The 23,410-nt window shown below is 67.5% G+C and carries 18 protein-coding genes; 13 read left to right on the top strand and 5 right to left on the bottom strand.

Features of this window, described 5'->3' with window-relative positions; all coding sequences use genetic code 11:
- Positions 1-34: 34 nt before the first annotated feature.
- Both OG510_RS07810 and OG510_RS07805 read right to left on the bottom strand, forming a co-directional pair.
- Positions 35-1,198: a PucR family transcriptional regulator gene (locus OG510_RS07810; protein WP_406136035.1), complete on the bottom strand. Its 1,164-nt coding sequence runs from the start codon at positions 1,196-1,198 to the stop codon at positions 35-37.
- Between the two features lie 99 nt (positions 1,199-1,297).
- Positions 1,298-2,461, bottom strand: coding sequence for an alpha-hydroxy-acid oxidizing protein (locus OG510_RS07805; RefSeq protein ID WP_406142329.1), 1,164 nt, complete (start codon positions 2,459-2,461; stop codon positions 1,298-1,300).
- A 255-nt stretch (positions 2,462-2,716) separates the two neighbouring features.
- On the opposite strand from OG510_RS07805, the gene OG510_RS07800 reads away from it, so the two are divergent.
- From OG510_RS07800 to OG510_RS07785, 4 genes are all read left to right on the top strand, one after another.
- Positions 2,717-3,559, top strand: coding sequence for a class II aldolase/adducin family protein (locus tag OG510_RS07800; RefSeq protein ID WP_406136034.1), 843 nt, complete (start codon positions 2,717-2,719; stop codon positions 3,557-3,559).
- A 48-nt stretch (positions 3,560-3,607) separates the two neighbouring features.
- Positions 3,608-4,048 carry an Lrp/AsnC ligand binding domain-containing protein gene (locus OG510_RS07795; protein ID WP_406136033.1) on the top strand — a complete coding sequence of 147 codons (441 nt, stop codon included), beginning with the start codon at positions 3,608-3,610 and terminating at the stop codon, positions 4,046-4,048.
- Positions 4,049-4,637: 589 nt separating this feature from the next.
- Positions 4,638-4,988, top strand: a complete 351-nt coding sequence (locus OG510_RS07790; RefSeq protein ID WP_406136032.1) for a trypco2 family protein — start codon at positions 4,638-4,640, stop codon at positions 4,986-4,988.
- Positions 4,985-5,215, top strand: a complete 231-nt coding sequence (locus OG510_RS07785; RefSeq protein WP_406136031.1) for a hypothetical protein — start codon at positions 4,985-4,987, stop codon at positions 5,213-5,215. The genes OG510_RS07790 and OG510_RS07785 overlap by 4 nt, the downstream gene beginning before the upstream one ends.
- A 37-nt stretch (positions 5,216-5,252) precedes the next feature.
- Here the strand turns inward: OG510_RS07785 and OG510_RS07780 are convergent, their stop codons facing one another.
- Positions 5,253-6,125, bottom strand: coding sequence for an IS3 family transposase (locus OG510_RS07780; RefSeq protein ID WP_406136011.1), 873 nt, complete (start codon positions 6,123-6,125; stop codon positions 5,253-5,255).
- Positions 6,122-6,433: a transposase gene (locus OG510_RS07775; protein WP_406136012.1), complete on the bottom strand. Its 312-nt coding sequence runs from the start codon at positions 6,431-6,433 to the stop codon at positions 6,122-6,124. Before OG510_RS07775 ends, OG510_RS07780 begins: the two co-directional genes overlap by 4 nt.
- A 115-nt stretch (positions 6,434-6,548) precedes the next feature.
- Between OG510_RS07775 and OG510_RS07770 the strand changes: the two genes are divergently transcribed.
- The 9 genes from OG510_RS07770 (at position 6,549) to OG510_RS07730 (ending at position 21,815) form a co-directional block, all read left to right on the top strand.
- Entirely contained in the window at positions 6,549-8,060 is a 1,512-nt protein-coding gene (locus OG510_RS07770; protein WP_406136030.1) for a tetratricopeptide repeat protein, read from the top strand.
- 403 nt (positions 8,061-8,463) lie between these two features.
- Positions 8,464-14,748 (top strand): hypothetical protein, encoded by a 6,285-nt coding sequence (locus OG510_RS07765; RefSeq protein WP_406136029.1) that lies wholly within the window; start codon positions 8,464-8,466, stop codon positions 14,746-14,748.
- Positions 14,720-15,430, top strand: coding sequence for a hypothetical protein (locus OG510_RS07760; RefSeq protein WP_406136028.1), 711 nt, complete (start codon positions 14,720-14,722; stop codon positions 15,428-15,430). The genes OG510_RS07765 and OG510_RS07760 overlap by 29 nt, the downstream gene beginning before the upstream one ends.
- A 77-nt stretch (positions 15,431-15,507) precedes the next feature.
- Positions 15,508-16,674, top strand: coding sequence for a DUF262 domain-containing protein (locus OG510_RS07755; RefSeq protein WP_406136027.1), 1,167 nt, complete (start codon positions 15,508-15,510; stop codon positions 16,672-16,674).
- Positions 16,671-17,783 (top strand): DUF3696 domain-containing protein, encoded by a 1,113-nt coding sequence (locus tag OG510_RS07750; RefSeq protein WP_406136026.1) that lies wholly within the window; start codon positions 16,671-16,673, stop codon positions 17,781-17,783. Before OG510_RS07755 ends, OG510_RS07750 begins: the two co-directional genes overlap by 4 nt.
- Entirely contained in the window at positions 17,761-18,744 is a 984-nt protein-coding gene (locus OG510_RS07745) for a hypothetical protein (protein ID WP_406136025.1), read from the top strand. Before OG510_RS07750 ends, OG510_RS07745 begins: the two co-directional genes overlap by 23 nt.
- A gap of 100 nt (positions 18,745-18,844) precedes the next feature.
- Entirely contained in the window at positions 18,845-19,072 is a 228-nt protein-coding gene (locus tag OG510_RS07740) for a hypothetical protein (protein WP_406136024.1), read from the top strand.
- 1,130 nt (positions 19,073-20,202) lie between these two features.
- Complete coding sequence (locus OG510_RS07735; RefSeq protein WP_406136023.1) at positions 20,203-20,958, top strand: alpha/beta fold hydrolase; 756 nt, start codon at positions 20,203-20,205, stop codon at positions 20,956-20,958.
- 5 nt (positions 20,959-20,963) lie between these two features.
- Complete coding sequence (locus OG510_RS07730; protein WP_406136022.1) at positions 20,964-21,815, top strand: class I SAM-dependent methyltransferase; 852 nt, start codon at positions 20,964-20,966, stop codon at positions 21,813-21,815.
- A gap of 771 nt (positions 21,816-22,586) precedes the next feature.
- Here the strand turns inward: OG510_RS07730 and OG510_RS07725 are convergent.
- Complete coding sequence (locus tag OG510_RS07725) at positions 22,587-23,396, bottom strand: alpha/beta fold hydrolase (RefSeq protein WP_406136020.1); 810 nt, start codon at positions 23,394-23,396, stop codon at positions 22,587-22,589.
- Between the last annotated feature and the right edge of the window lie 14 nt (positions 23,397-23,410).

Below are 23,410 nucleotides of genomic sequence, written 5' to 3'. Positions count from 1 at the left end.
GCAGTGCGCCGGAGGCCGGCCGCGTGGCGCCGCGTCAACGGTGCTGGCGCACCGTGTGCAGTGCGAGATGGAGCCGTGCGGCGTTGCGCGGGTCCTTGAGGGGAAGACCGGTCAGGTCCTCGATCCGGCGCAGCCGGTAGCGGACGGTGTTGCGGTGGCAGTAGAGAGACCGTGCCGCGTCCTCCGTCGAGCCCGCGGCGTCGAGCCAGGCCGCGGCCGTTTCGAGCAGGAGGCCCCGTTCCTGCGCGGGCAGGGCGTCGAGGGGACCCAGTATCACGTCGGTGAGGGCCCGCGCGTCCTGTCCGCCGGCCGCGACGAGACTGGCGACCGGGTCCTCGTCGTAGGAGTGCGCCCGGGACGAGGCGACCGGATGGGCGCGAAGCGCGATGCGGGCCTGGCGCAGGGCCTCCGGTGCGTCCTCCAGCCGGGCGAACGTCCTGCTGGAGCCGGCCCGCGTCGCGTCCTCGGTGATGCGGACGCGCAGGACCGCGCCGGTCAGGTCCTCGGCCGCGGGCGCGGACAGCAGGCCCGCCGTGCCACCGGGCGTGATGTGCCACAGCACCCCGGCCCGTGGGCTCAGCGCCGCCTCCCACGCGGACCGATGCCGTGGTGTGTCTCCTCGTACGGCCAGGACGAGATGGGCGCCGTGGCGGGGAAGCCCGAGAGCCTCCGCGCTGTGCAGACGGGCACCCGCGTCCGTTTCGGCGCTGAACAGGGTGGAGAGATGGCGGTGGCGCTCGGCCTCCGCGTACCGCAGGAGTTCGGCGGAGTGGTCGCGGTACGCCGCGCGCAGCTCGTCGGAGTAGGTGTCGAGCAGGTGCCACATGGTGTCGCTCTGGTCGAGCAGCGCGCGCAGCGTCCGTGTGTCATCCGGCGTGGTCAGGGCGGCGAGCGCGCCCCAGGTGTGCCGGAATCCGATGCGGAACCCGTGCAGGACCGCGGCGAGCGGTACGCCCTGGCCCGCGCGGCGCCTGCCGACCTCGCGCACGGTCGGAATGTCGAGATCCGTGCCGAGCGCGAGGTGCCGGAAGAAGTCACGTATCAGGTGCGCGACCGTGTCCGCGACGTCCTGGGCCGGGATGCGGGTGCTGTCGGCGAGATCGCCTTCCGCGTCGACGACCTCCCGGGCGGCGCGGGCCGCGATGGTGTCGACGTCCCGCAGCGCACGACCGCTCAGCTCGGTGATCGCGGTTGTCACGGGGTGTCCTCGGCTCGGTCGGACGGCGGCGGCGCACCGCTTCCGGCCAACCTAGACCCCGTGCCCCGGCCCCTCAACGCCCCGGCGGGGTCTGCCGGATCACATGCCGGGCCCCGGGACGAGCGACTGCGGTGTGAGGTCGGCCAGGGTGGGGTAGCCGTCGACCGCCATGATCAGGTCGGTCTCGGCGAGCAGGGAGCGCAGGACGTGGACGAGGCCGTCCTCGCCGCCGAGCGCCAGCCCGTAGGCGTACGGCCTCCCGACCCCTACAGCCGTGGCGCCGAGGGCGAGTGCCTTGACGATGTCGGCACCGGAGCGGACCCCCGAGTCGAACAGCACCGGCAGTCCGTCCGCCGCCTCCACGACGCCGGGGAGCGCGTCGAGCGCCGCCAGACCGCCGTTGGCCTGCCGGCCGCCGTGGTTCGAGCAGTAGACGGCGTCGACGCCGCCGTCCTTGGCGCGCCGCACGTCCTCCGGGTGGCAGATCCCCTTGAGGATCAGCGGCAGGTCGGTCAACGAGCGCAGCCACGGCAGGTCGTCCCAGGTGAGCGGGTTGCCGAAGACCCGGGCCCAGGTGCGGACGACGTCCTGCGCGTCGCCGCCGGGGACCAGGGCGTTGAAGCGCGGGTCGGAGGTGTAGTTGGCCAGACAGTGTCCGCGCAGCTGGGGGAAGTTGGAGGTGGACAGGTCGCGCGGGCGCCAGCCGGTGATCCACGTGTCCAGGGTCACGACGATGCCCTGGAAACCGGCAGCCTCGGCCCGCTTCACGAGCGATTCGGCCAGGTCGCGGTCGGTGGGGGTGTAGAGCTGGAAGAAGCCGGGTGTGTCCCCGGACTGCGCGGCGACCTCCTCCATCGGGTCCACGGACAGTGTCGACGCCACCATCGGGACGCCGGTGCGCGCGGCCGCCCGCGCGGTGGCCAGGTCCCCGTGCCCGTCCTGCGCGCACAGCCCGATGACACCGACGGGTGCCATGAACAGGGGCGAGGGCAGCGTCATGCCGAACAGCTCCACGGACAGGTCGCGCCGCGTCGCGCCGACCATCATGCGCGGTACCAGGCAGTGGCGTTCGAAGGCCCGCGTGTTGGCCCGCTGTGTGTACTCGTCCCCGGCGCCGCCCGCCACGTAGGACCACAGGGAGGAACTCAGTGCGGAGCGGGCGCGTTCCTCCCATCCCGCGAAGTCCATCGGCAGTGCGGGCGTCACCCCGCTCAGCCCGTCGAGATAGATCTCCAGCTGGTAGTCGCCGTACTGCGGGCTCATCCGTGCCTCTGCTTCCCGTCCGTCGGGGACGCTCGCGAGAAGGAGCGTCCCCGGGTGCGTCACGTTCGTTCCGTACGGCACGTTCGCACCGTGAGGCGACCCCGCGCATCATGCGGGCGGCAGCTTTGTGCACGGTCACAACCCGGCCCTCCCGATCCGCGGCACGGGCACATCGACGTACGGCACGTGCCCGCGCAGGATGAGGCAGCAGGACGCCGCCCGGCCGGGGCGGCGGCAGACTCCGCGAGGTGACGGATGACCGTGCAAGCAGGGGTACGTGAAGGACACCGGCCGCCGGCCGAGCCGCTCGACCGGGCCGACCTCGTGCCGGTTCCCGAGGAGGAGCTGACGTTCCGCAGGCCGCCCGTCTTCGACGACCCGGCCGTCGAGCGGCGGCACCGCAAGGAACGGCTCGCCGGGGCGCTGCGCCTCTTCGGCCGGTTCGGCTTCGAAGAGGGTGTGGCCGGGCACATCACGGCCAGGGACCCGGAGTTCACCGACCATTTCTGGGTCAACCCGTTCGGTATGTCGTTCAAGCACATCCGCGTCAGCGACCTGCTCCTCGTCAACCACGACGGGGACGTGGTCCGTGGGCGGCACCGGGTCAACCGCGCCGCGTTCGCGATCCACGCCGCCGTGCACGCGGCACGCCCCGACGTGATCGGTGCCGCGCACAGCCACTCCGTGTACGGCAAGTCGCTCTCGGCCACCACCCAGACGCTCGAACCGCTGACCCAGGACGCGTGCGCCTTCTACCAGGACCACGGGGTGTACGCGGACTATTCGGGCGTGGCCAACGACCCGGCCGAGGGCCGCAGGATCGCCGCGGCGCTGGGCGGGAACAAGGCCGCCATCCTGCGCAACCACGGGCTGCTGACCGTCGGCGCGTCGGTGGACGCGGCCGCCTGGTGGTTCATCACGATGGAGCGGTCCGCGCAGGCCCAGCTGGCCGCCAAGGCGGCGGGCGACACCGTGGCGATCGCGCACGAGGACGCGAAGCTGACGCACGGGCAGGTCGGTTTCGAGTTGGCGGGCTGGTTCCAGTTCCAGACGCTGTTCGACCAGATCTCCCGGTCCGAGCCGGACCTGTTCGACTGACCCTGCACGTGAAGGGCCCGCTTCTCCTGGGGCGGACCCTTCATCCGGGTGCCGCCCCGGTCAGCCGGCCGTCCAGGTGCTGCCTCCTCGACGGTGAGGGCCCCTCGGGGGCGCCGTGCACGCGTCCCGAGGTGCTCCGCCGGGTCACGCGGTGGCCACACCGGAGAGCGGGTCGGTGGGGGAGCAGACCCCGTCGTTGTGCAGGGTGACCCGGTGTCCGGTGTCCGGTGTCCGGTGTCCGGTGTCCGGTGTCCCACGCGGTCCGCGCGGACGGCCTGTCTGACCCGGCTGCCCTGGGTGGTGTCGGTGCTCGCAGTAGCGGGCGAGTACGGCCTGTTCATCACGGTCGGCGCCGTCGACATGCCGGCGCTGCGGCGAGCTCTCCGGGACGACGTGTCCACTCTGCCCGGGGTGGGGGACGTACGTGTACGGCTGCTGACGGCGCAGTCCGGCGCCGGATCACCGGCCTCTCGGCCGCATCCCTCCTGACCTCGCAGGTGCGCGGGTCAGGAAGGGATGCGGCCGAGCTGTTCCGGACGGCTGTCAGATGTCCCGGAAGAGACCAGTCACTCGGCTGATCTGCAGGAACGATCGACCACCAGTCGCTGACCTGCGGAAATGGCCTTTCGGCTGTTTCACGTTCGTGCCCCTTGATGCAGCTGAAAGTCCCAGAAAAGTCCCAGAGGACTCCCAAGGAGACCAGGCGTCCTTTCCAGGTCATTCAGGCTATGCAGGGTGTGCTGGAGCTCAGCTGTTGAGGGCGGATGACGTGGGCAGGGGCAGGTCCAGGAGACTGTGGATGGTGTAGTTGGCGAGATGCAGTGAGCGCCGGATTGGGCGGTCCCCTGCGGCCGCGGGCACGACGCGGCCGGAGCGACCTGGGCGGAGCCGTCCTCGCGGGTGCCGGGGACGACCCGCAGATCGTGCGGTTTGCAAGGGCTGGCGGGTGTCGGCCGGGTGCTGCGCGACCTCACGGCGTTCCGTCCTGCCTGGAGGCACTGTCCGGATCGCCGTTTCATACCAGGGGCAATGTGATAGTGGTGGCGGTTGACGGTGGACCGAATGGGGGAGCGGAGACATGCGCTATCCGTTGGAGAACGTGGAACTTACGGCGGCCGTACAGGGCTTGCGGGATCAGCTGATGGACGCTGTGCACGCCGCGGACGGCCAGCGCGTCAGGTTCGAGGTCGACGAGATCACTCTGGACTTCTCGGTCGAACTGCGGCGCGACGCGACGGCCAAAGCAGGGTTCAAGGCATGGGTGGTCTCCGGCGACGCCCAGGTGGGGGTGGCGCAGAACTCCGTCCAAAAGGTGTCCGTGAAGCTGAAGCCGAAGGACTCAGCCAACGGCGGGCCGATCGAGATCGGAAATCAGGCCGAAGTCGACATGAGCGACTTCGGGCATCCGTCCGGACTGCGCGGGGGATGAGCATCCGGTCCATCGAACGCATCGCCATCGTTCAGGGAGTGCGGCAGGGCAGCGGCTTTCTACTGGACTCCCGCCTGGTGCTCACTTCGGCGCACCTGTTCGAAGGGGAGGGCGAGGTTGCTCGCGTCGCGGTACCCGGAGGAACAGGGACGCACATCTGCCGCCTCGTGTGGCGTCGCTACGACGAGTCATGCGACGCGGCCCTTCTGGAAGCGAACGAAGACTGAGCTTGCTCCGCTTTGACGGACACCATTGGTGTGGTGGTCAGGCTGCGAGTGCGGTCTCGTACTCGGCGGGGCTGAGGTAGCCGAGGCTGCTGTGCAGTCGGTGCAAGTTGTACCAGCCCTCGATGAAATCGAAAATCGCGGTGCGGGCGGCTGCCCGGCTGGGCCAGGCGGAGGTGCCGAGCAGTTCGCGTTTGATGGTCGAGAAGAACGACTCGGCGAGCGCGTTGTCCCAGCACTGACCGGTGCGGCCGACCGACAGCCGGACCCCGAACTCGACTGCCAGGGAGGCGAATTGCTGACTGGTGTATTGACAGCCGCGATCCGAATGGAAGATCACGGGATGGGCGGGGCGACGCTGCCGGCAGGCGAATGTCAGCGCCTCGGCCACCAGCTCGGTCCGCAGGTGATCGGCGGTTGCCCAGCCGACCACGCGCCGGGAGGCGATGTCGATGACCGTGGCCAGATAGAGCCAGCCCTCCTCGGTCGGAACATATGTGATGTCGCCGCACCAGCGGGCATCGAGCCCGGCGCGGTCGGGCTGGAAGTTCCGGACGATGAGGTCGGGACGGAAAGCGGCCCCGGGGTCGGCGACCGTCGTCGCATGCCGTCGTCTGCGGTGTCGGCCCTGCAGCCCGGCGGCCTGCATGAGTCGTGCGACACGACGGCGGCCGCACCCGGCGCCCTCGCGCTTGAGCACGGCATGCACGCGTGGGGCCCCGTAGGTTCCGCGTGATTTCGCATGAACCTTGGTGATCTGCTCGGTCAGCTCGGCATCCCGCACCGCACGAGGACCGGGCAGGCCGGAGCGACGGGCATAGAAGGCGGTCCGGGAGACCTTCATCAGCTCACACGCCCGTTTGACGCTGTGACCTGCGCGCTTCTCCGCCTCGATGAACGGGTGCACCGTCACCGGGCCTCCTTCGCGAAGAAAGCTGTGGCCCGCTTGAGGACGTCGACGTCCTCGCGCAGCCGGCGGTTCTCCCGCCGCAACGCGGCCAGTTCCTCGCGCTCACTGCTGGTCAGCCCGTTGCGCTCGCCCCCGTCGACCTCGGCCTGCTTCACCCAGTCCCGCACCGCGGTCTCGGTCAGTTCGAAGTCTCTGGCGACCTGCCCGACCGAGCGGTCACCTCGTCGGCACAGCCCGACGATCTCGGCCTTGAACTCCGGCGTGAACGAACGACGAGGGCGGCGAGGTTTCTTCTTCCCCATGCTCTCCATGATGGACATCCTCCCGGGGCTGAACCCCTGATCTCAAATGTCCGTCAAAGCGGATCAAGCCCAGTCCCGGCCGAGTGAGCTCCCGGGACAGGTGTGGGACGAGGCCCTGCGCATCGTGGACGACTCGCGCCGTGTGCTGGTGGCGAGCGTCGCCAAAGTGGCGGGACGGCCGCGGGTGGCAAAGGAGGTGCTCGGCCCGCTCGCGGAACGGGACGTACCCGACGGCCTGATCAATCTCGGGGCGCTGCTGGCCGAGGAGATGGACTATGCCGGTGCCGCCCGCTGCTTCGAGCGCGCTTTCTACCTGGGTGACTCTAGCGGGGCTCACAACATGGGTGCCCTGTCCTACGCGAGGGGGTGTCTGGAAGCGGCACGGGAGTGGTACGAGCGTGCGATCGAGGGCGGGGAACGCGAGTCGATTGGCGCCCTCGGCCTGGTGCACGAAAAGCTGGGGAACCAGGACGAGGCGGCAGCGCTGTGGAAGCGCGGTACCGAGGCCGGCGATCCCGGGAGCGCACTGCATTATTCGGACTGGCTGAGGTCGAAGTGGCAGTCGGACGAAGCCGTCGAGGCCCTGAGAGTCGCTGCGGACGGCGAGATCCCGTTCGCCGCGCTCTCGTACGCCGGCGTCCTCCTGCGGAGGAAGGACCATGAAACGGCGAACGCCTATGTCGCGCGTGCCTACGATGCGGCGGTCAAGCAGGGGAGTCTGGGCGACTCGATCGGCTGCCTGATGGCCGGCGTGACCGCGTACTCCTTCGGCAACGTCCGGCTGGGGGAGGAATGGTGGAGCCGGGCACGGGAGCACGGCCACCCGTCGGACTGGGTGGTCCTGGAAGCCGCGGACGGCTCGGCCGGACTCCCGCACCTAGCCTTCAGCCAGACTTGCCTGGACAGACTCGGGCACGACGAAGCCCGTTCCCTCATGCAGTTGCTCTGGGCCGGTGACTGCCAGGACTGCGGATATCCACTGGGCGACGGGGTTCCGGCACTTCATGTGGACGACCAGCAGTGGGCTGACGCTCGGCTCTTCCACTTCGGACTGTGCCGTTATCCGCACTGGAACGATTCGGCTCTGCTCAGTGTGTCGAAAGAAGCGGGTATCAGCTGGACGGCCTTCACCGCCGGAGTTCCTGTGGGGGAGCGCAACGACCTGGTCGTTCCCGCTTTCGTGATCAATCCCTCTCTCGAGGTGGCGCAGTTGATCCGGAGCGGGGACCGCTGGACGGTCACGTCCGCTTTCGGACTCCGGTCGACCCGCGCTGAAGCGCTCAACCTCCGCCCGCTGTGGTCCGGATTGCCGCCCAGGTCTTCCGATGGGCGCGCTTGGGCACTCACCGGTCCCGGTGAGGTCGCGGTGGCATCGTTCGGCCAGCTCTGGACCGCTCCCGCGACCGAGGAGTTCATTGCACTGGTGGATCAGGACGAAGGAATGCTGCTCATCCTGGCGAGCGCTGTCGGACCGGAGGCCCCGGCCACGATGGAAGTCCTGATGGACACCCTGGAGTCCTGGGACTCGATGACGAGGTGGGTGCCTCTGAAATCCGATACCGCGGGTCGGGCCTCCCGAACCACCGCGAGGCTCCCGATGGTTCGGGAGGCGGCCCTTCGGGCACAGAATCTCTAGATGTCGTGGAAGAGACCATGCGGCCCTGTGGCCCGGCACGCTGGGCGGAATTTGCGTCGCGGACCTGTGCAGGTGGCCTTCCGGCTGTTTCGAGCTCGCGCTCGTTGACGCGGTCGGCAGTCCCAGAAGAGTCCCACAGGGCTCCCAGCGCGGACTGACGTTCTCGGCTCCCGTGGCGATCCTTGAACCGGCAGTGAAGGTCCTGTCCTGCCCGCCGACGATAGTCGTCACTGGTGAGCGGCTCCGTGAACGCAGTTTCCATCCGAGTCGATGATCTGGACGCGGTAACGTTGGCGGACGCGTTGCCCGACTGGGGTTACCGTGCGCAGGCTTGTGCCGTATTCGTCTGTGGCGATGTGAGGAGATCCTTGCTCGATACCGCCGCTCTGAGGTGGGAGTGGGAATGCCTGACACTGATCTTCTGCGTGCCAGCCGGGACGGTGATCAGTTCCATTATCACTGGGCGGCTCGACAGGCGCTGAAGCTGTTGCTCCCCGGTGCGGATTTGACTGCGATTGCTATCGAGGGCGTGTCGCACGACGACACGGAGGGTCGCGACGGTGAGGACGTCATTGACATTGCCGAGTACTACGGCGCGACCGGGCTTCGCGAAGCGAACCGTGTGGTGTATCGGCAACTGAAGCATTCGACGACGCGGGCCACGGAGGAGTGGACCGTGTCGGGTCTTGCCGGGACGGTCAGCGGCTTCGCGGAGAAGTTCAGACGCATCCGGCTGGAGTCGCCAGAGCTTGAGCAGAAGGTGACCTTTGAGTTTCTTTCCAACCGGCCAGTCCGTGACGCCGTACTGAGAGCGATCGGGATCCTGGCAGCAGGTGGTGAGCACGGCGCGTACGCCCACGAGGTCAGATTCCTCAGGCAGTATGCGGGGTTCTCCGGCGACGCGGACGGCGAAGCAACGTTCTTCAATCAGCTACAGGTGGATCCCATGGCTCCCGGTCTACTACGGCTCGAAGGGCTGTTCCGGCTGGATCTGGCCGGATTTCTACCCGGCGCCCCCGATGTGCAGCCCCTTCTGCTGAAAGAGATGATCGCGAGACGCGCGACCTCGCTCGAGATGAATCACGTCGTCGACCGCTCCACTGTGCTCACTGCTCTCGGGGTCCCACCGGAGCGCGTCCTGCCCGCTCCCAACCTCATCGGCCGGCCCGGGCGCGTCATTGTGACCCCGCAGACTCGCGAGATCGTCGACGACATCGTGCGGCTCGCCAAGCGGCCGGTCATTGTCCACGCGGCTGGCGGCGTCGGAAAATCCGTGCTCACCACGCAGATCGAACGGAACTTGCCGGAGGGCTCCGTCACCCTCGTCTACGACTGCTTCGGAAACGGCGATTACCGGCGCGCCAGCTCACCTCGCCATCAGCATCAACAAGGCTTGGTGCAGCTGGCGAACGAGCTTGCTGCGCATGCTCTTTGCGATCCGCTGATTCCGGCCGGTACGGCTCAGCCTGCCGACTATGGGAAGGCGTTCATAGTTAGGGTCTACAGCGCGGCGGAGGCTGTCGCGGCTACCACTCCCGGGGCGCTCCTGGTTCTTGTCGTGGACGCGGCCGACAATGCGGCTCTCATCGCGAGAGACGGTGGTGAGCGCACCTTCGTGGCAGACCTATTGCGAGAGACTCTGCCAGTCAACGTGCGACTCGTCATGCTGTGCCGCACCGAACGCGTCAATCTGCTGGAACCGCCTCCTGGTGTTTACAGAACCGAGCTCGCGGGGTTCGGCGTCACCGAATCCATGCAGCATCTAGAATCGGTGTTCGGCGCGGTCACGGAGGCGCAGGCGGCCGAGTTCCACCGTCGCACCGGCGGCAACCCCCGGATCCAAGCCCTCGTTCTCAGTACGGCATCGGACCTCGACTCCTGTCTTGCCTCCCTTGGGGAGGCGATACATCCCGACGTCTCTCTGTTCGACGAACTCCTGCAGAGCTTGGTGGACCATTGTAAGGACGCCAACCACCACCTGAGCGCGGAGATCGACCGCCTGTGCGAGGCCATGGCCGCACTTCGGCCGAGGATCCCCGTCAGGGTTCTGACGGAGCTGTGCGGGGTGCCAGCCGCGCTCATCCACAGCTTCGCTGCCGATCTCGGACGCTCCCTGCTAGTAGATGGTGACACCCTGCAGTTCCGTGACGAGCCAACCGAGACCTGGTTTCGGACGGAGTATCGTCCGACCGGCGACTGCCTGATCGACTTCATCGACCGCCTGACGCCGCTCGCCGCAGGCGAACCGTATGTGGCGGCTTCCTTGCCTCAACTGCTGTGGGAGGCCGGTCAGGTCGACACCCTGGTCGAGCTGGCGATGACCGACGGGGCCCTCCCCGAGGGCGACGATCTGGAGCAGCGGGAGATTGCTCAGCAGCGGGTTCAGTTTGCCCTGAAGGCCACGCTGCGCGTGGGAAAGGAATGGGAGGCGGCCCGGCTGGCCGTCAAGGCTGGAAGTCTGGCCGCCGGCCACTCCCGACGGCTTCATCTGCTGAGGTGCAATACCGATCTGGCGGGCGCGTTCCTGGACGCCAGCACCGTCGAAGGCATAGTCGCGAATCGCAGCCTTGCTATGGACTGGCCGGGCTCCAACCTTCACTTCGAAGGTGCACTTCTCTCGTTCGCCGCAGGTCAGACCGACTTCGCCCGCAGTCGGTTGCGCAGCGCGGCGGAATGGCTGCAGGCGTGGGTGCGGCAGCCTGACGACGGTCTGCGCCGACACCGCGTCACCGCGACGGACATTGCTGAAGTCGCCTTCGGGCTCCTGAACACCGACGGCGTGGAGGCATGCGTTGGATACCTGGCCCGGTGGCGCCCTAATCGGGTGGGCTTCGACGCTGGAGTGATCATCACCACCCGGCTTGCCGACTCGGGCCGTACCGAGGAACTGGAGGCTCTCGGCCACTCGGTCACGCGCTTGAAGTACCTGCAGTTCGCCGTCGCCTACGCTGCCTGGCAGGCCAACCTCGTCTGCCAGGCGCCGCTTGCGCGGCGCCTGGTGAGAATGCTGAAGCGCCAACGCAGACCTGTCTCCTTTAGCCGGCATCCGGGTCTCGCAGAGGAGAACAAGGCGCTTCCGGCGGTCGGTTGGATCATCGCCATGGGGCTGCGCCACGGTGTGCTGTCGGACGAGGAGGCCGAACGTATCCTGCGTCTCAACCTTCCCGACGACCTGGGCCGCGGCGCTGGAAGCCGCTACGGCAGTAACGTTGACACACTCGCACTCCTTTGCGGGTTCGCGCTGCTATCGAAGGTCCGGAGACAGCCCTTCGACGTGGATGTGCTCGCGGGCGACGACGTCCTGGAAGCGCGACAACATCCCCATACCTACTCGAGCACGCTGAACGACCACAAGCAGAGCGTCGTGCCCCTCGGAGCCTGGGCCAGCCTGTGGATCGACTGCCTGGTAGGAGCCTCCGGCGACACAGAAGTCCCGTTCCGGAATCTCGTGGCGGCCATGCCGGGGAAGCATGACGGACGAGAGTTGCCGTTCTTCCTTTATCGAGGTGTGGCGCGACTCGGCATCCGGATTCTCGCCTTCGGCTCGTCCGATGTGACGCGTCGGCTCCTGCTCGACTGGTACCGGGCTGCGCAGAGCCACATTGCAGACGAAATCCTGATTGACACCGTCCGAGCAGCGGCCCCCGTCGATGAACTGCAGGACATCGCCATTGAACTCGCGGAGTCTGTCGCCGCGTCGCTAGACACTACCCAGGAGAGTGCTGAGTACAAGGCGGAGCAGATGGTCAAACTCGCTCGCGCCGTCCAACGATTCGACACAAGCGAGGCTCACGCCTACTTCACCCGGGCAATCGATCTGACTGACCGCGTGGGCGACGACGTACATGTGCTGTGGCGGTCCTTCCTTGCCGTCGCTCGCCGAGCCTCCGAGGGAAATCACGAGGACGATCGCCGCGCGTATCGGGTTGCCCAGCTCGCTGAGAGCCTTCAGCCCTATCTCGGGGACGGAATGGATCACTCCACGGTCCTGAGTGCCATGGGTCACTTGAACCCGAGGACCGCGACAGTCGTCGCTGCCCGCTGGCGTGACCGTCGCTTGTGTTCCGAAGGCCCGTTCATCCAGGCACTTCTCGACGAGGCGGCGGGCCCGCTGGCTCCGTCCGCGGTCACCGCTCTGGCGATGGTGCCGTTCGGCGAGCACCGTATCGGCGCCCTCCACCTTGTCGAACGGGCCCTGCGCGAGGCTCCCGACGACGGGGAACACATCGCTGGGACGCTGGGAGAGCACTTGCGGGCACGTCGCTTCAGCAGCGCGTCCCTCGAACGCCTTGACCAGACCGCCAGCGAATTGGACATCGACCTCTCCGAAACGTTGTTCGCCGGTCGGTCTCGCCACATCACGTTCCCGGCGTCATCCGGCTACAGCTCTCCTGGGTGGACGCAGGGTGAGGAGGACGATGCGCGAGTGGCGCGTGCGCGACAGTTGGAGGACGCTCTCACCGCGTGTGATCTCTCCACCGACGAGGGCTGGGAGAAGGTCCGCCAGCTGGTGCACGGGTCGGACCACCTGCTACGTATGGAGCAGGTCATCGACCGAGCCGTCAGCGTGCCCCTGCGCGAACTCGGCGACATGCTCGCCGCGTTCCAGTCCCATCCCAACCTCAGCACCTTCGACTACCAACATCTGCTCAAGGGGCTGGCCGAGCGGCCCTTGCTTCCCCAAGCCGCACGCCGGCAGCTGCGTCTTTTTGTGGACACGGTCGCCACGCGGTTCAGCCGGGAGCTGACCACGAAGGGCTACGAGCCGATCGACCTACAGAGCCTCGCGGACCTGGCCGGCACGCCTGATGCGGATCTGCTCGGAACAGCAATCCGGGAACTCGGTTCGCAGCCCGCTGCATTCCTCCCCGAGGAGTGCCACCACCTGGCGGCCCGGCTCGCTCCACGGCTCACCGGAGTACAGGCACAGGTCGTCCTCGACGACTTCGGGACGATGCTGACCGCCCTTGCCCCTGAAGATTCGGGCGACGGTGTGTTCACCGATCTTCCCGCCAGACCGGCAGGGGGCGCGGAATGTCTCGCAGGCTACCTGTGGGCGGTCCTCGGAGACCCCGAACACGACGCAAGGTGGCGGGCCGCGCACAGCGTCCGGCTCCTCGTCGAACTCGGCTGCAAAGAAGAACTCGACGCGCTGCAGAGCTTCGCGCTGGGCACTCTTGACGTGACCTCGTTTCACGACGCCCGTCTGCCCTTCTACAGTCGACACGCCCTCCAATGGCTACTCTTCGCCCTCGCGCGTGCCGCTCAGAACACGGCAACGCACCAGGGACTCGCAGAATTCGAGCCCTTGCTGCGCAAGGTGATCTTCGAGGACGGGCCGCATGTCGTGATGCAGGAAAGCGCGAAAGCGATCTACCTAGCTCTTGCCTCTTCCGGCTCCGGGAGTCTGACAGCCGACGAACTCGACATCGTGCGCGGGGTCAACACCCCGAAGAAGGTTGTCAGCCAGTCATGGGCGGAACGCAGGGCAAGGACACTGAAAGAGACGGACGAAGGATCCCTCGCACAAGAACCGAGCGATTTCCATTTCTTCTGGGACTTCGGCGACCGGTGGTGCAAGCCGCTCGGGGAAGCTTTCGGAATCTCCGAGGAGACGGTCCTGCGACTCGTCGGGCACACCATTACGGACACCTGGCAGCTCTCCTGCCGCGGCACCCACGAGGACGACCCGCGCCACACCCTGAAGCTGTACAGGGAAGGAGGCACCTTCGCCCACCAGACGAACTGGCCGGACGCCGACGATCTGGACTTCTATCTCTCTACCCATGCCCTGTGGACCGTCGCCGGGGAGTTGCTGAAGACACATCCCGTGTACCGGGACAGCGAGGCCGACACGGACCTGTTCACTGACTGGCTCGGTGAATTCCTTCTCGCGCGCGACGACGGCAGATGGCTTGCCGACCGGCGAGATCCCTCGCCGCAGAGCGTCTTCAGTGGACAATACGACTCACCAGACCCGGACTGGATCTGGCAGCTGAACAGCCAGCACTTCAGTGAGCGACTCCTGGCAAGCGACGGATGGGTCACGGTCTGGGAAGACTCCGACGACACGAGTTACCAGGCCGCGCAGGAAGTCCTGATCCACAGCGCCCTGGTCACCCCCGAAAGGGCCAGAGCCCTCGCACTCGCCCTACAGACCGCCCCTTCGTACATGGCGTACCGAATCCCGAACGCCGACGACAGCGACTACCAGTTCGATGCCCAAGGCTTCCAGCTGACCGGTTGGATTGTCGTCGCTGACGGATGTCAAGGGCAGGACAACAGAGATCCGCTGGCCGCTGGGGTCAGGTACCCGCCGTACCGGCCCGCTGAAGAAATTGTCGGTCTGCTCCGGCTGAAACCGGACGCGGATATGCGTGAATGGAATCGTGCCGATGGCGTTGCCCTCCGCAGCGCCGTCTGGGATGACACGGCCGCGACCAGTTCGGACCGAGTGACAGGAACTAAGGGGCACCGGCTGGAAATCCGGAGTGACGCCCTACTGGAGCTCCTGGCCCTGACCGGACGCAGCATGATCGTCGAAGTGATGATCGACCGTACTCACAAAGACCACAGGCAGCCCTACTCAGTGAGGTACGACCAAGACGATGACGAATCCCTCCCCCCACACGAAAGGTCCTACAAGATTTACCTCTTCGATGAATCCGGAGGATGCAGCGAGCTTTGACCGGACCCTCGCACTGGGCAAGGAAATCGCCGCCGGCCTCTCGGCCCACGATGTTCTGGGCCGATGGATGGCCCATCACATCGGCGACTTGATCATCCGCGCGGAGAGCGCCCCTGAGGCGGAGGCCGACGAAATACGGCGTGAGACTGCGACCGCCGTCCTCGCACTCTGGAACCACCGGGCGACACTTCCCATCCCCAGTCCGCCACTCCACGCATTCGAGCCCGTGCTCAGAGCACTGGAACGGCTAAGCGAGCCTCAAGACCCATGGCACTTCTACCGGATGTTCCCACCTGGCAGTGAACCCAGCGACGACGACATGGTCGCAGCACCCCTGCTTCGGATCGCCCTGGACCTTGAGGAGGCTGTCCGCGGCGTCGTACGTGAAATCGTCGTAGTCGCTGCACGGGAAGCTGCCGACAGGGAGGCGAAGTGGCTGAGGCTCTCGGAGCATGTCGAAGAGGACGAACAGCGAGCCGCGCGAGACGCCGTCCTTGAGTTGGCACGGACCCTCGCTACGTACACCGGTGATACTGACGGTCAACCAGCCGCGGGATCTGAGTTTCCGAAGCTGAGGGCCACCCTACTGCGGGCCGAGACGCAGCTCGCAGAAGTCCGGAGAACACTGGAAGACCGTCTGCCCAGGAGGTCGTCGGAGAGCGAGCCTAGCGGGCCTATGTAAACGGCGGGAGATACCCGTTGCTGCCTGAAACGATTAGGGAGGCCCACGGCTGCCGGCCGCCCGGATACGATCGCCTCATGACGACCTCGGACACCCCCCAGCCGCCGAAGATCACGGAGGAGCATTTCCTCGACACGGGCACCGGAGTCGAGGCGGAGACCGAGGCCGAGGACGCGCCACCGGAGATCGACAGGCCGTGGAACCCGGAGCAGATCCGGGTCAACACCAAGCAGTTCTCGCTGCGCAACGCCCTGGACATGATCGAGGACGGATCGCTGGAGCTGGCCCCGGACTTCCAACGCGGCCGGGTGTGGAAACCCAGGCAGAAGTCCCGGCTCATCGAGTCCGTGCTCCTGCAGATCCCGCTTCCGGCCTTCTACTTCGCCGAGGACACCGACGGGCTCATGCGCGTGGTCGACGGCCTCCAGCGCCTGTCGACCATCCACGACTTCGTGCGCGGGGGAGAGGAAGGGGGGTTCGTACTCAAGGGGCTCGAGTACCTGCAGAGCGCGGTGGAGGGAAAACGTTTCGAGGACCTCCCCGCTCCGTGGAAGCGGCGCATCTACAACACCCAAATCGTCACCAACGTCATCGACCCGACGACTCCGCCGGACGTCATGTACGACATCTTCAAGCGCATCAACACGGGGGGCACACCCCTGAACGCGCAGGAGATCCGGCACTGCATGAGCAAGGATCGCAGTCGGACCATCCTACGGGAGATGACCTCCACGGCGGAGTTCAACGCGGCGACCAACAACATGGGGGGCCACATCCGGATGAACGACCGGGAGATGGCCCTGCGGTTCGCCGCTTTCTGGTTGATGGGTACGGAGGGTTATGTGAAGTACGCCGCGATGGACTCCTTCCTCCAGCACACCACTACGGTGCTGGACAGTACGGAAGAGGGGGACGCCACAGTCGGCGCGCTCATGGCCGATTTCCGCAAGGCCATGGTGAACGTCCGCCTGGTATTCGGCGATCAGGCGTTCCGCAAGTGGCCGTTGGAGTCGTCTGGCCGGAACCCGATCAACCGGGCGCTCTTCGAGACATGGTCGATCGCCCTCGCCCGGTATGAGGCCACGGACCTAGAACAGCGCCGCGAAGCGATCGTGGACGCCGCACGCTTTCTGATGACGAAGGACTACCAGTACCTGGAGGCCATCACCTCCTCCACGGGCGACGTCCGCCGGGTGATGCTCCGGTTCGACGTGACCGCGCAGGTCACGGAGGCCGGTAAGTGATCACCTCTCTGCGCGTCCGGTACTTCAAGCGCTTCGCCGACGCCTCCTTCGCCCTGCGCCCCCTCACCGTGCTCACCGGACTCAACGGAACGGGGAAGAGCACCACCGTCCAGAGCCTGCTGCTGGCCCGCCAGCTCGCGGACGCGCCGGCCGGTCGAGTGGTCCAGCTCAACGGCCCCTACGGACTCGCCCTGGGTGAAGCACACGAGGTGCTACACCCGGACGCCCCCGACTCCACCATCGAGATCGAGATCGTGGGCGACGGCGCCGAGGAGCCCGGCCAGCACCGCTTCACGGTTCCCGACGAGCAAGCCCTCTACCTTAGGGTGGTCGAGAATAGTGGGCCCCCGCCTGCGGAACTGTGCGGCAGGGGTAGCGCGTTCACTTACCTGTGCGCCGAGCGCCTCGGCCCCCGCGACCAGCTGGGCGTCTCTGCGGAGCATCCCGACCTCCTCGGAGTCGGTGTGCAGGGGGAGTACACCGCGCAAGTACTCGCCCTGCATGAGACCCGGGTGGTGGGTGAGCCCTTGCTCCACCCGACGACCCGGAGCACCCACAACGTCACCACCCTGCGCACGCAGGTGGAAACCTGGGCCTCCGACATCATCCGCCCCATCAAGATCACCGCACAGTGGCCGCCCGGCATCACGGCGAGCACCATCCGCTTCCAGGAGCCGGGCCTGCTGAGCGAGCCGATCCGCCCAGCCAACATGGGCTTCGGATTCTCCTACGCCCTGCCCGTGATCGTCGCCGGCCTTCTCACCGGTCCGGGGGACTTGCTGATCGTCGAGAACCCGGAGGCGCACCTCCACCCCGGCGGCCAGTCCAAGCTGGGCAGCTTCCTGGCCCGGGTCGCCGGGGCCGGCGCCCAGGTGGTCGTAGAGACGCACAGCGACCACGTCCTCAACGGCGCGCGACTGGCCGTGGCGGAGGAACGTATCCTGCGGCCCGAGGACGCGATCGTGCACTACTTCGGCGAGGAGGAAGCCGGTTCCACGCCCATCGATTTCACCGCAAAGGGCGAACTAACCAAGTGGCCGCGAGGCTTCTTCGACCAGATCGAACAGGACTTGGGGAGGCTTGCACGTGCCAGGCGCAGGGGACGGTGAGCCCTACCGGATTGTCGTGGACGAGTCGTCCTTCGACTTCAGAGGGCTGACGGAGGGGCGGTTGACGGAGCTGCTTGACGACTTCAGCGACACCCTGGAGGAGTTATCCGAACAGCATCCGGTCGCCGTCTCGCCGTGGTGGGTGGAGGCGGAGTGCGCGGACGACCGGAAGCTCTACGATGTCCTGTACGAGGGGGAGACGCCGCGCGCCGGACGTGACGCGCGACTGAGGATGGTCCGTCTCATGGACCGCTGCCCCACCTGGGACACGGACACGGATCTTGCCGGCCTGCCCGACCGGGTCGAAGTGGCGGGCGCCGCCCATGACCTCGCCTGGTCCCTCTGCTACGCCTGGTGGCGGACGCGACAGAGGCACCACGTTGCTTGTCTGGTCTTCCCCGTCCGGGACCGCCGCGGCTGGCTCCCACTCTCCGCGAGCGACGGGACGACCGACGAGCCGGTGGCCGAGGAGGTCTTCCACCTCGTCGAGGCGTCCGCGCTGTCCGAGTTCTGGCGTTCCCTTTTCGAGCGGGAGAACATAGCGGAGCAGGACTTCTTCGACCGCGCCCGCCAGAGCTTCCCGGAACTGGTCTTCGCAGACTCCCTGTCCTTCCGCAAGTTCGACGGCTCCTACGCGGAGATGCGTGACTGGGTCGTGCGGCTCCTGGGTGTGGTGCACGACCACTTCGCCGAGGCCTTGGCCCTGCATTCAGGGCAGCCGCATCAGGTGCAGGCCGAACTGGGTCGCTTCGGCCTAGACCTGTCCCCCGAGAGCCCCAACACCCGCTCCAAGCCCGGAAGCATGAAGCAGCGCGACGTCGACCACGAGGGCGAGACCTACCGCTGCGAGTGGCACGGCAAGAAGGAACGACACCGCAACCGCGTCCACTTCAGTCTCCCCGAACCCCGCCTGGGCGGTCGCATCCTCATCGGCATCTTCGTGGACCATCTGGACACCTGAGCAAGGGGAGGGGAAAGGGGCCCCCGCGCTGCGCATACCCGCACCCCGGAGTCTCGTACTCGACGAGTTCCACACCTACGACGGCGCCCAGCGCACCGACGTGGCAATGCTGCTGAGGCGGCTGGCCCGGGTGGTCGGGGCGTCGGCCGAGGGACGGCTGCTCGGCTCGATCTGCCCGGTGGCGACCTCCGCCACCCTGCGATCCGGCGGCAGAACCGAGGCGCGGGAGTGGGCAGCCGCGCCCAGCCCGAATGGCACCGAAGGAGGACCGGACGGGCCGCGGGCCATGCTGGACGTGGCCTGGCAGGTGGGGTTCGGTCCCGGATGACGCGGTCATGCGACCTCATCCGAGAGGCCGGTTGGAGCGGGTGCGGAGTGCTGCGGGCTGGAAACATGCCTCCATCGTGACCGCGGGGCAGCGGCAAAATTCATGATGCGCGAGCTTGCTTCCGCAGTGAGCGGGAGGGGCTCGTGGATGGTGCGTGAGTGTGACCGTGAGGCAGTGAGTCGACCACCCAGCCCAACTTGTCCTCGTCTATGCGCCGCTCAGGCAGACGCCCTGCCCGTGGCCCATCACGTGTGTCGCTCCGGTTGATCCGTCCCTCAGCCTGGCAGACTCCTGACTCGGCCCAAAAGTCCCTGAGAAGTCCCACGGGCGAAGCCGAATCCCCTCATGGCTCGCATAAGTGCAGGTCAAGAGGGGTGTAACGGCGTTAATTCTGAAGACTTTCAGATGTCGCGGAAGAGACCAGCGAGTGTCGTGACCTGCTGTGATAGGCGTGCGATGGCCGCTGACCTGGGCGAATGACCTTTCGGCTATTTCACGTTCGTGCCGCTTGATGGGGCCGGAAGTCCCAGAAAAGTCCCAGGGGACTCCCAGGGCTGACGGGCGCCTTTCGGCTCTACACGGCGGTACGGGCTCATCGAACGGCCTCGTTTCCTGCGCGGGCGTTGGAGCCCAGTGCCGCCTCAGGCAACGCTTGCCTCGTCGTGACGTGACGGACCGTTTGGGTCCTGTCCTGGTCGGCGTGCGGCGTCAAGCTGTGCGGGTGGCCGAACGAGTACGCCTCCGTGAGATCGATGAAGGCCAGCGGTTGTCCGGGATCGTCCGCCGCGGCACAGGGTCGGTGGTGACCTGGCGCCGGGCCACGCGTTCGGGCAGCAGGTGGCGGTTGCGCAGCGGCTTCCAGCCCAGCTGGTCCATCAGGTCGACCCAGCCCTGGGCCTCGCCGCGGCGGTCGCGAGGCGGACGGGTCCCTCGGCTGTGACTGCCCAGTCGGCCCCGCCACTCGATGCATTAACCCTGGGTATTCAGCGGAATTGGGTGATCTGACGCCCCGCTAGCAGAAAGGTGCCGTTGACCTGCGAGAACGCGAGTGTCTAGATCGTATCCGCTGGAGGGAGCAAGGCGCCTTTCTGGTGGTCGAGAGTACAGGGCGGGACCGTCGGCTGTCCGTGGTGGCTGACGGGAAGAGGCTGGTCGGGCATGCGGGAGCGGTGCTGCTGCGCCGGTGCGCGGACCGCATGGGGCTGACGGGTGCGCTGGCCGGGGTACTGCCGTCCAGCGCAGCAGCTGGCCGGCGGGAACGCGCCGGGGTACTGGTGCACCTGGCGATCGCGATCGCGCTGGGGGCTGCGAACCTGTCGGAGGCTGAGCAACCCCTTGCCGGATGTTCGATGGGCGGCTACGTGGCGATGGCGTTCCTGCGCCGCCACCCCGGCCGCGTCCGCGCCCTCGCACTGCTCGCCAGCAGGGCTACCGCGGACACGCACGAGACGGCGGCCGAGCGACTGCGGTTCGCCGATCTGATGCTCGACGAGACACTCCACGGCCAAGTGGTGCGCCGAACTGCTCCGTTACTCCTCGGTGCCAGTACCCGAGCCCAATGCCCGGACCTGGTCGAGGAGGTCCTGGCCATGGCCGAGGACGCCCCGCCCGAGACAGTGGCCTGGGCGCAGCGCGCCATCGCGGCACGCCCCGACTCTCTGTCCGTCCTGCGGGCCACCGACGTACCTGCCGTCGTCGTCACAGGGGCGGAGGACGAACTCGTCTCCCTCCAGGACGCGGCGCGTACGGCCGACGCCCTGCCGCGCGGGCGGTTGGTCGTCGTGCCGGGGACCGGTCACCTCCAGCCGATGGAAGCGTCCGCCCAGGTCACCAGCCTCCTCACCACGCTGCTCGACGATGCCATGACGGCAGATCGGAACAGGTAGAACTCATGCTGACAAAGGATCATGTGTCGTGGGGGCACACGGCGTCGACGGGTCTCGGCTTCACCCACGACGAGATCGTCGACGCACATTTCGCCGCGTGCGCACCGCACTACCAAGCGGCCCTGGACCAGGCGGGCATCCGCTCCGGCTGGCATGTTCTCGATGCCGGCTGCGGTAGCGGCGCCTTCCTTCCCTGGCTGTCCGACCTGGTCGGTCCCGCTGGTCAGGTATCGGCGATCGATCTCGCTGAGGAGAACGCGGCGCTCGCCGCCGGGCGAATGCGCGAGGCCCGTACCCACTGCACCTTCGATGTCAGGCAGGGCGACATACTCGACCTTCCCTATGAAGACGACACTTTTGACGCAGTCTGGTGCGCCAATACCACGCAGTACCTCGACGACGGTGAACTCGGTTACTCAATAGCGCAGTTCCGCCGCGTTGTGCGACCTGGCGGGATCGTTGCCGTCAAAGACCTGGATGCCTCGCTCATCACCGTGGGCCCGGGTGACCCCTTCTTGTACACGGACTTCTTCCGGCATGCTGCCCGCACCTCCGGCTACGCGCGCCAACTGCTGCGCACCCGCCGGCTGCACCGGGCGTTGGAAGAGGCGGGACTGGTGGCGGTGCGGCAGCGGACGATGCTGATTGAGCACCACGCACCGCTGGACCGGGCGACCCTGGGGTTCTACGCACAAGCCTGCGCCGCTGTCGCCCGGCAGGCGGTCGGCATGGGGCTGGCGGGCAGCTGGGAGCCCTTCCTTGATCCGGCCGACGCGGCCAACCCGCTACGGGCACACGACGGTTACATCAGTGAGGGCAATAGCGTCGCTGTGGGCATCGTCCCAACGGCCTCCTGAGGATCGCCGCCCATGTCGCACCGGATACGGTGAAGAGGAGCAGAGCTGCCACTCGCCCTCGTCAGGCGACGAGCTGGTCGAAGGGGGCGACGCCCTTCCACGAAACCACCGCGGGTCGGCACGAGGCGGGTGGGTACCTCGTGCCGGCCTTCCCGCCAGGTGTCAGCTGCGGGCGGGCCGTTCGAGGACTGTTGTCGATGCGAGAACGGCCCTCATACGCCGGTGCCGCTGCACCGACCCGACGGCAAGCAAACGAGGGTGGGAGAAAGCTGCCCGCGTGATCCGGGCACAAACGAGGCCCGGCACCACAGGGGTCGGGGCCGTCCGTCGAGTTCCGGCGAAGGGCGACGGCTGTCGTACAGCCCAGCGGCCGGGTGTGGCCGGCGCGGCTGCGTACCCGGCGACGATCGACCGAATACTCTGTGCGCCGCCCCGCGCAGGGAACGCTGGCGTCGGGTAGCTCACCGCGGCCGCGGATTGCACGGTGCCGAGAGAGCAGACCGCATGCACGATTACGCAGAAGCACGCGGCCGGCCGGTGGTCCAGCAGGTGAGCGGAGCTGTCGTCAGTCCGAAGGCGGAGTCGTACACGATGACCAGCAGCCCATCCGTGATCGCGCGACTCGCAGCTCGTCGGCGATCGGCGTCAGCAGTCCGACCGACGGGGGCTCCGTGGTGACGACGACGCAGGTCGTGGCGGCGAGAACGAGCAGGCCGGCCCGACGCCGCGGCGACGTCGTGGGCGGACGGCCTGATCCGGAAGGAGCGTTGCTCACGGTGACGTGGCGGGGAGGGCGGCGAGGAAATCGCGGACGTGGCGGAGCCAGGTCGCTCGGTCTGCCGGGTTCAGGAGGTGCGCTGCGCCGGGCAGTTCGATCAGCTGGGCGCCCGGGATGCCTCCCGCCAGGCGGTACGAGCTCTCCGGCAGCACCAGCCGGTCGCCGGTCGGCGCCACCACCAGGGTGGGGGCGGACACCGTCGCGAGGTCGGCCCGGACGTCCACGCGGGACACCAGGTCGAAGTGGTCCAGCATGCCCGGCGGCATTGCGGTCAGGGTCTGGGCGACCGGTTCGTCGAGGGCGGCCGGTTCGAGGTCCGCCAGGTCCGCCGGCGACATGCAGGACAGGAGGGCGAGCCGTGCCACGTCCTCCCACTGGCCGGCCGCCGCAAGGGACTTGATCAGCTGGGCGCCGAGTGCCAGGACGGGGTCGGCGATAGAGAAACCGGCTGTGAGGACGAGGGCCCGGACACGGTCGGGGTGCCGTGTGGCGATCCGGACGGCCACGGCACTGCCGAGGGACTCCCCGAGGACGGCGAATAAGTCCTGGCCGGCCGCGACGGCTGCTGCGACCAGGCGGTCGGCGAGGTCGTCCAGGTCCAGGGGTTCGATGGCTGCGGGGGAGCCACCCGCTCCGGGGTAGTGCGGGCCGACGAGGGTGTGGTCCTGGGCGAGGTCGTCGAGGACGAGGCCGAAGTTTCCCTCGATGCTGCCTCCGGCACCGTGGGCCAGCAGGAGCGCGGGGCCGCGCCCCTGCACGAGGACATCGAGGTGAGGGATGGGAAGCACGTGATCAGTGGTCATACACCGACGTTAAA

Origin of the sequence: Streptomyces sp. NBC_01089, from assembly GCF_045162975.1 — a bacterium.
In the GTDB taxonomy this organism is placed as follows: Bacteria; Actinomycetota; Actinomycetes; order Streptomycetales; family Streptomycetaceae; genus Streptomyces.
Note: the sequence above shows the minus strand (reverse complement) of the source record. Positions and strands in the feature narration are given on the sequence as shown.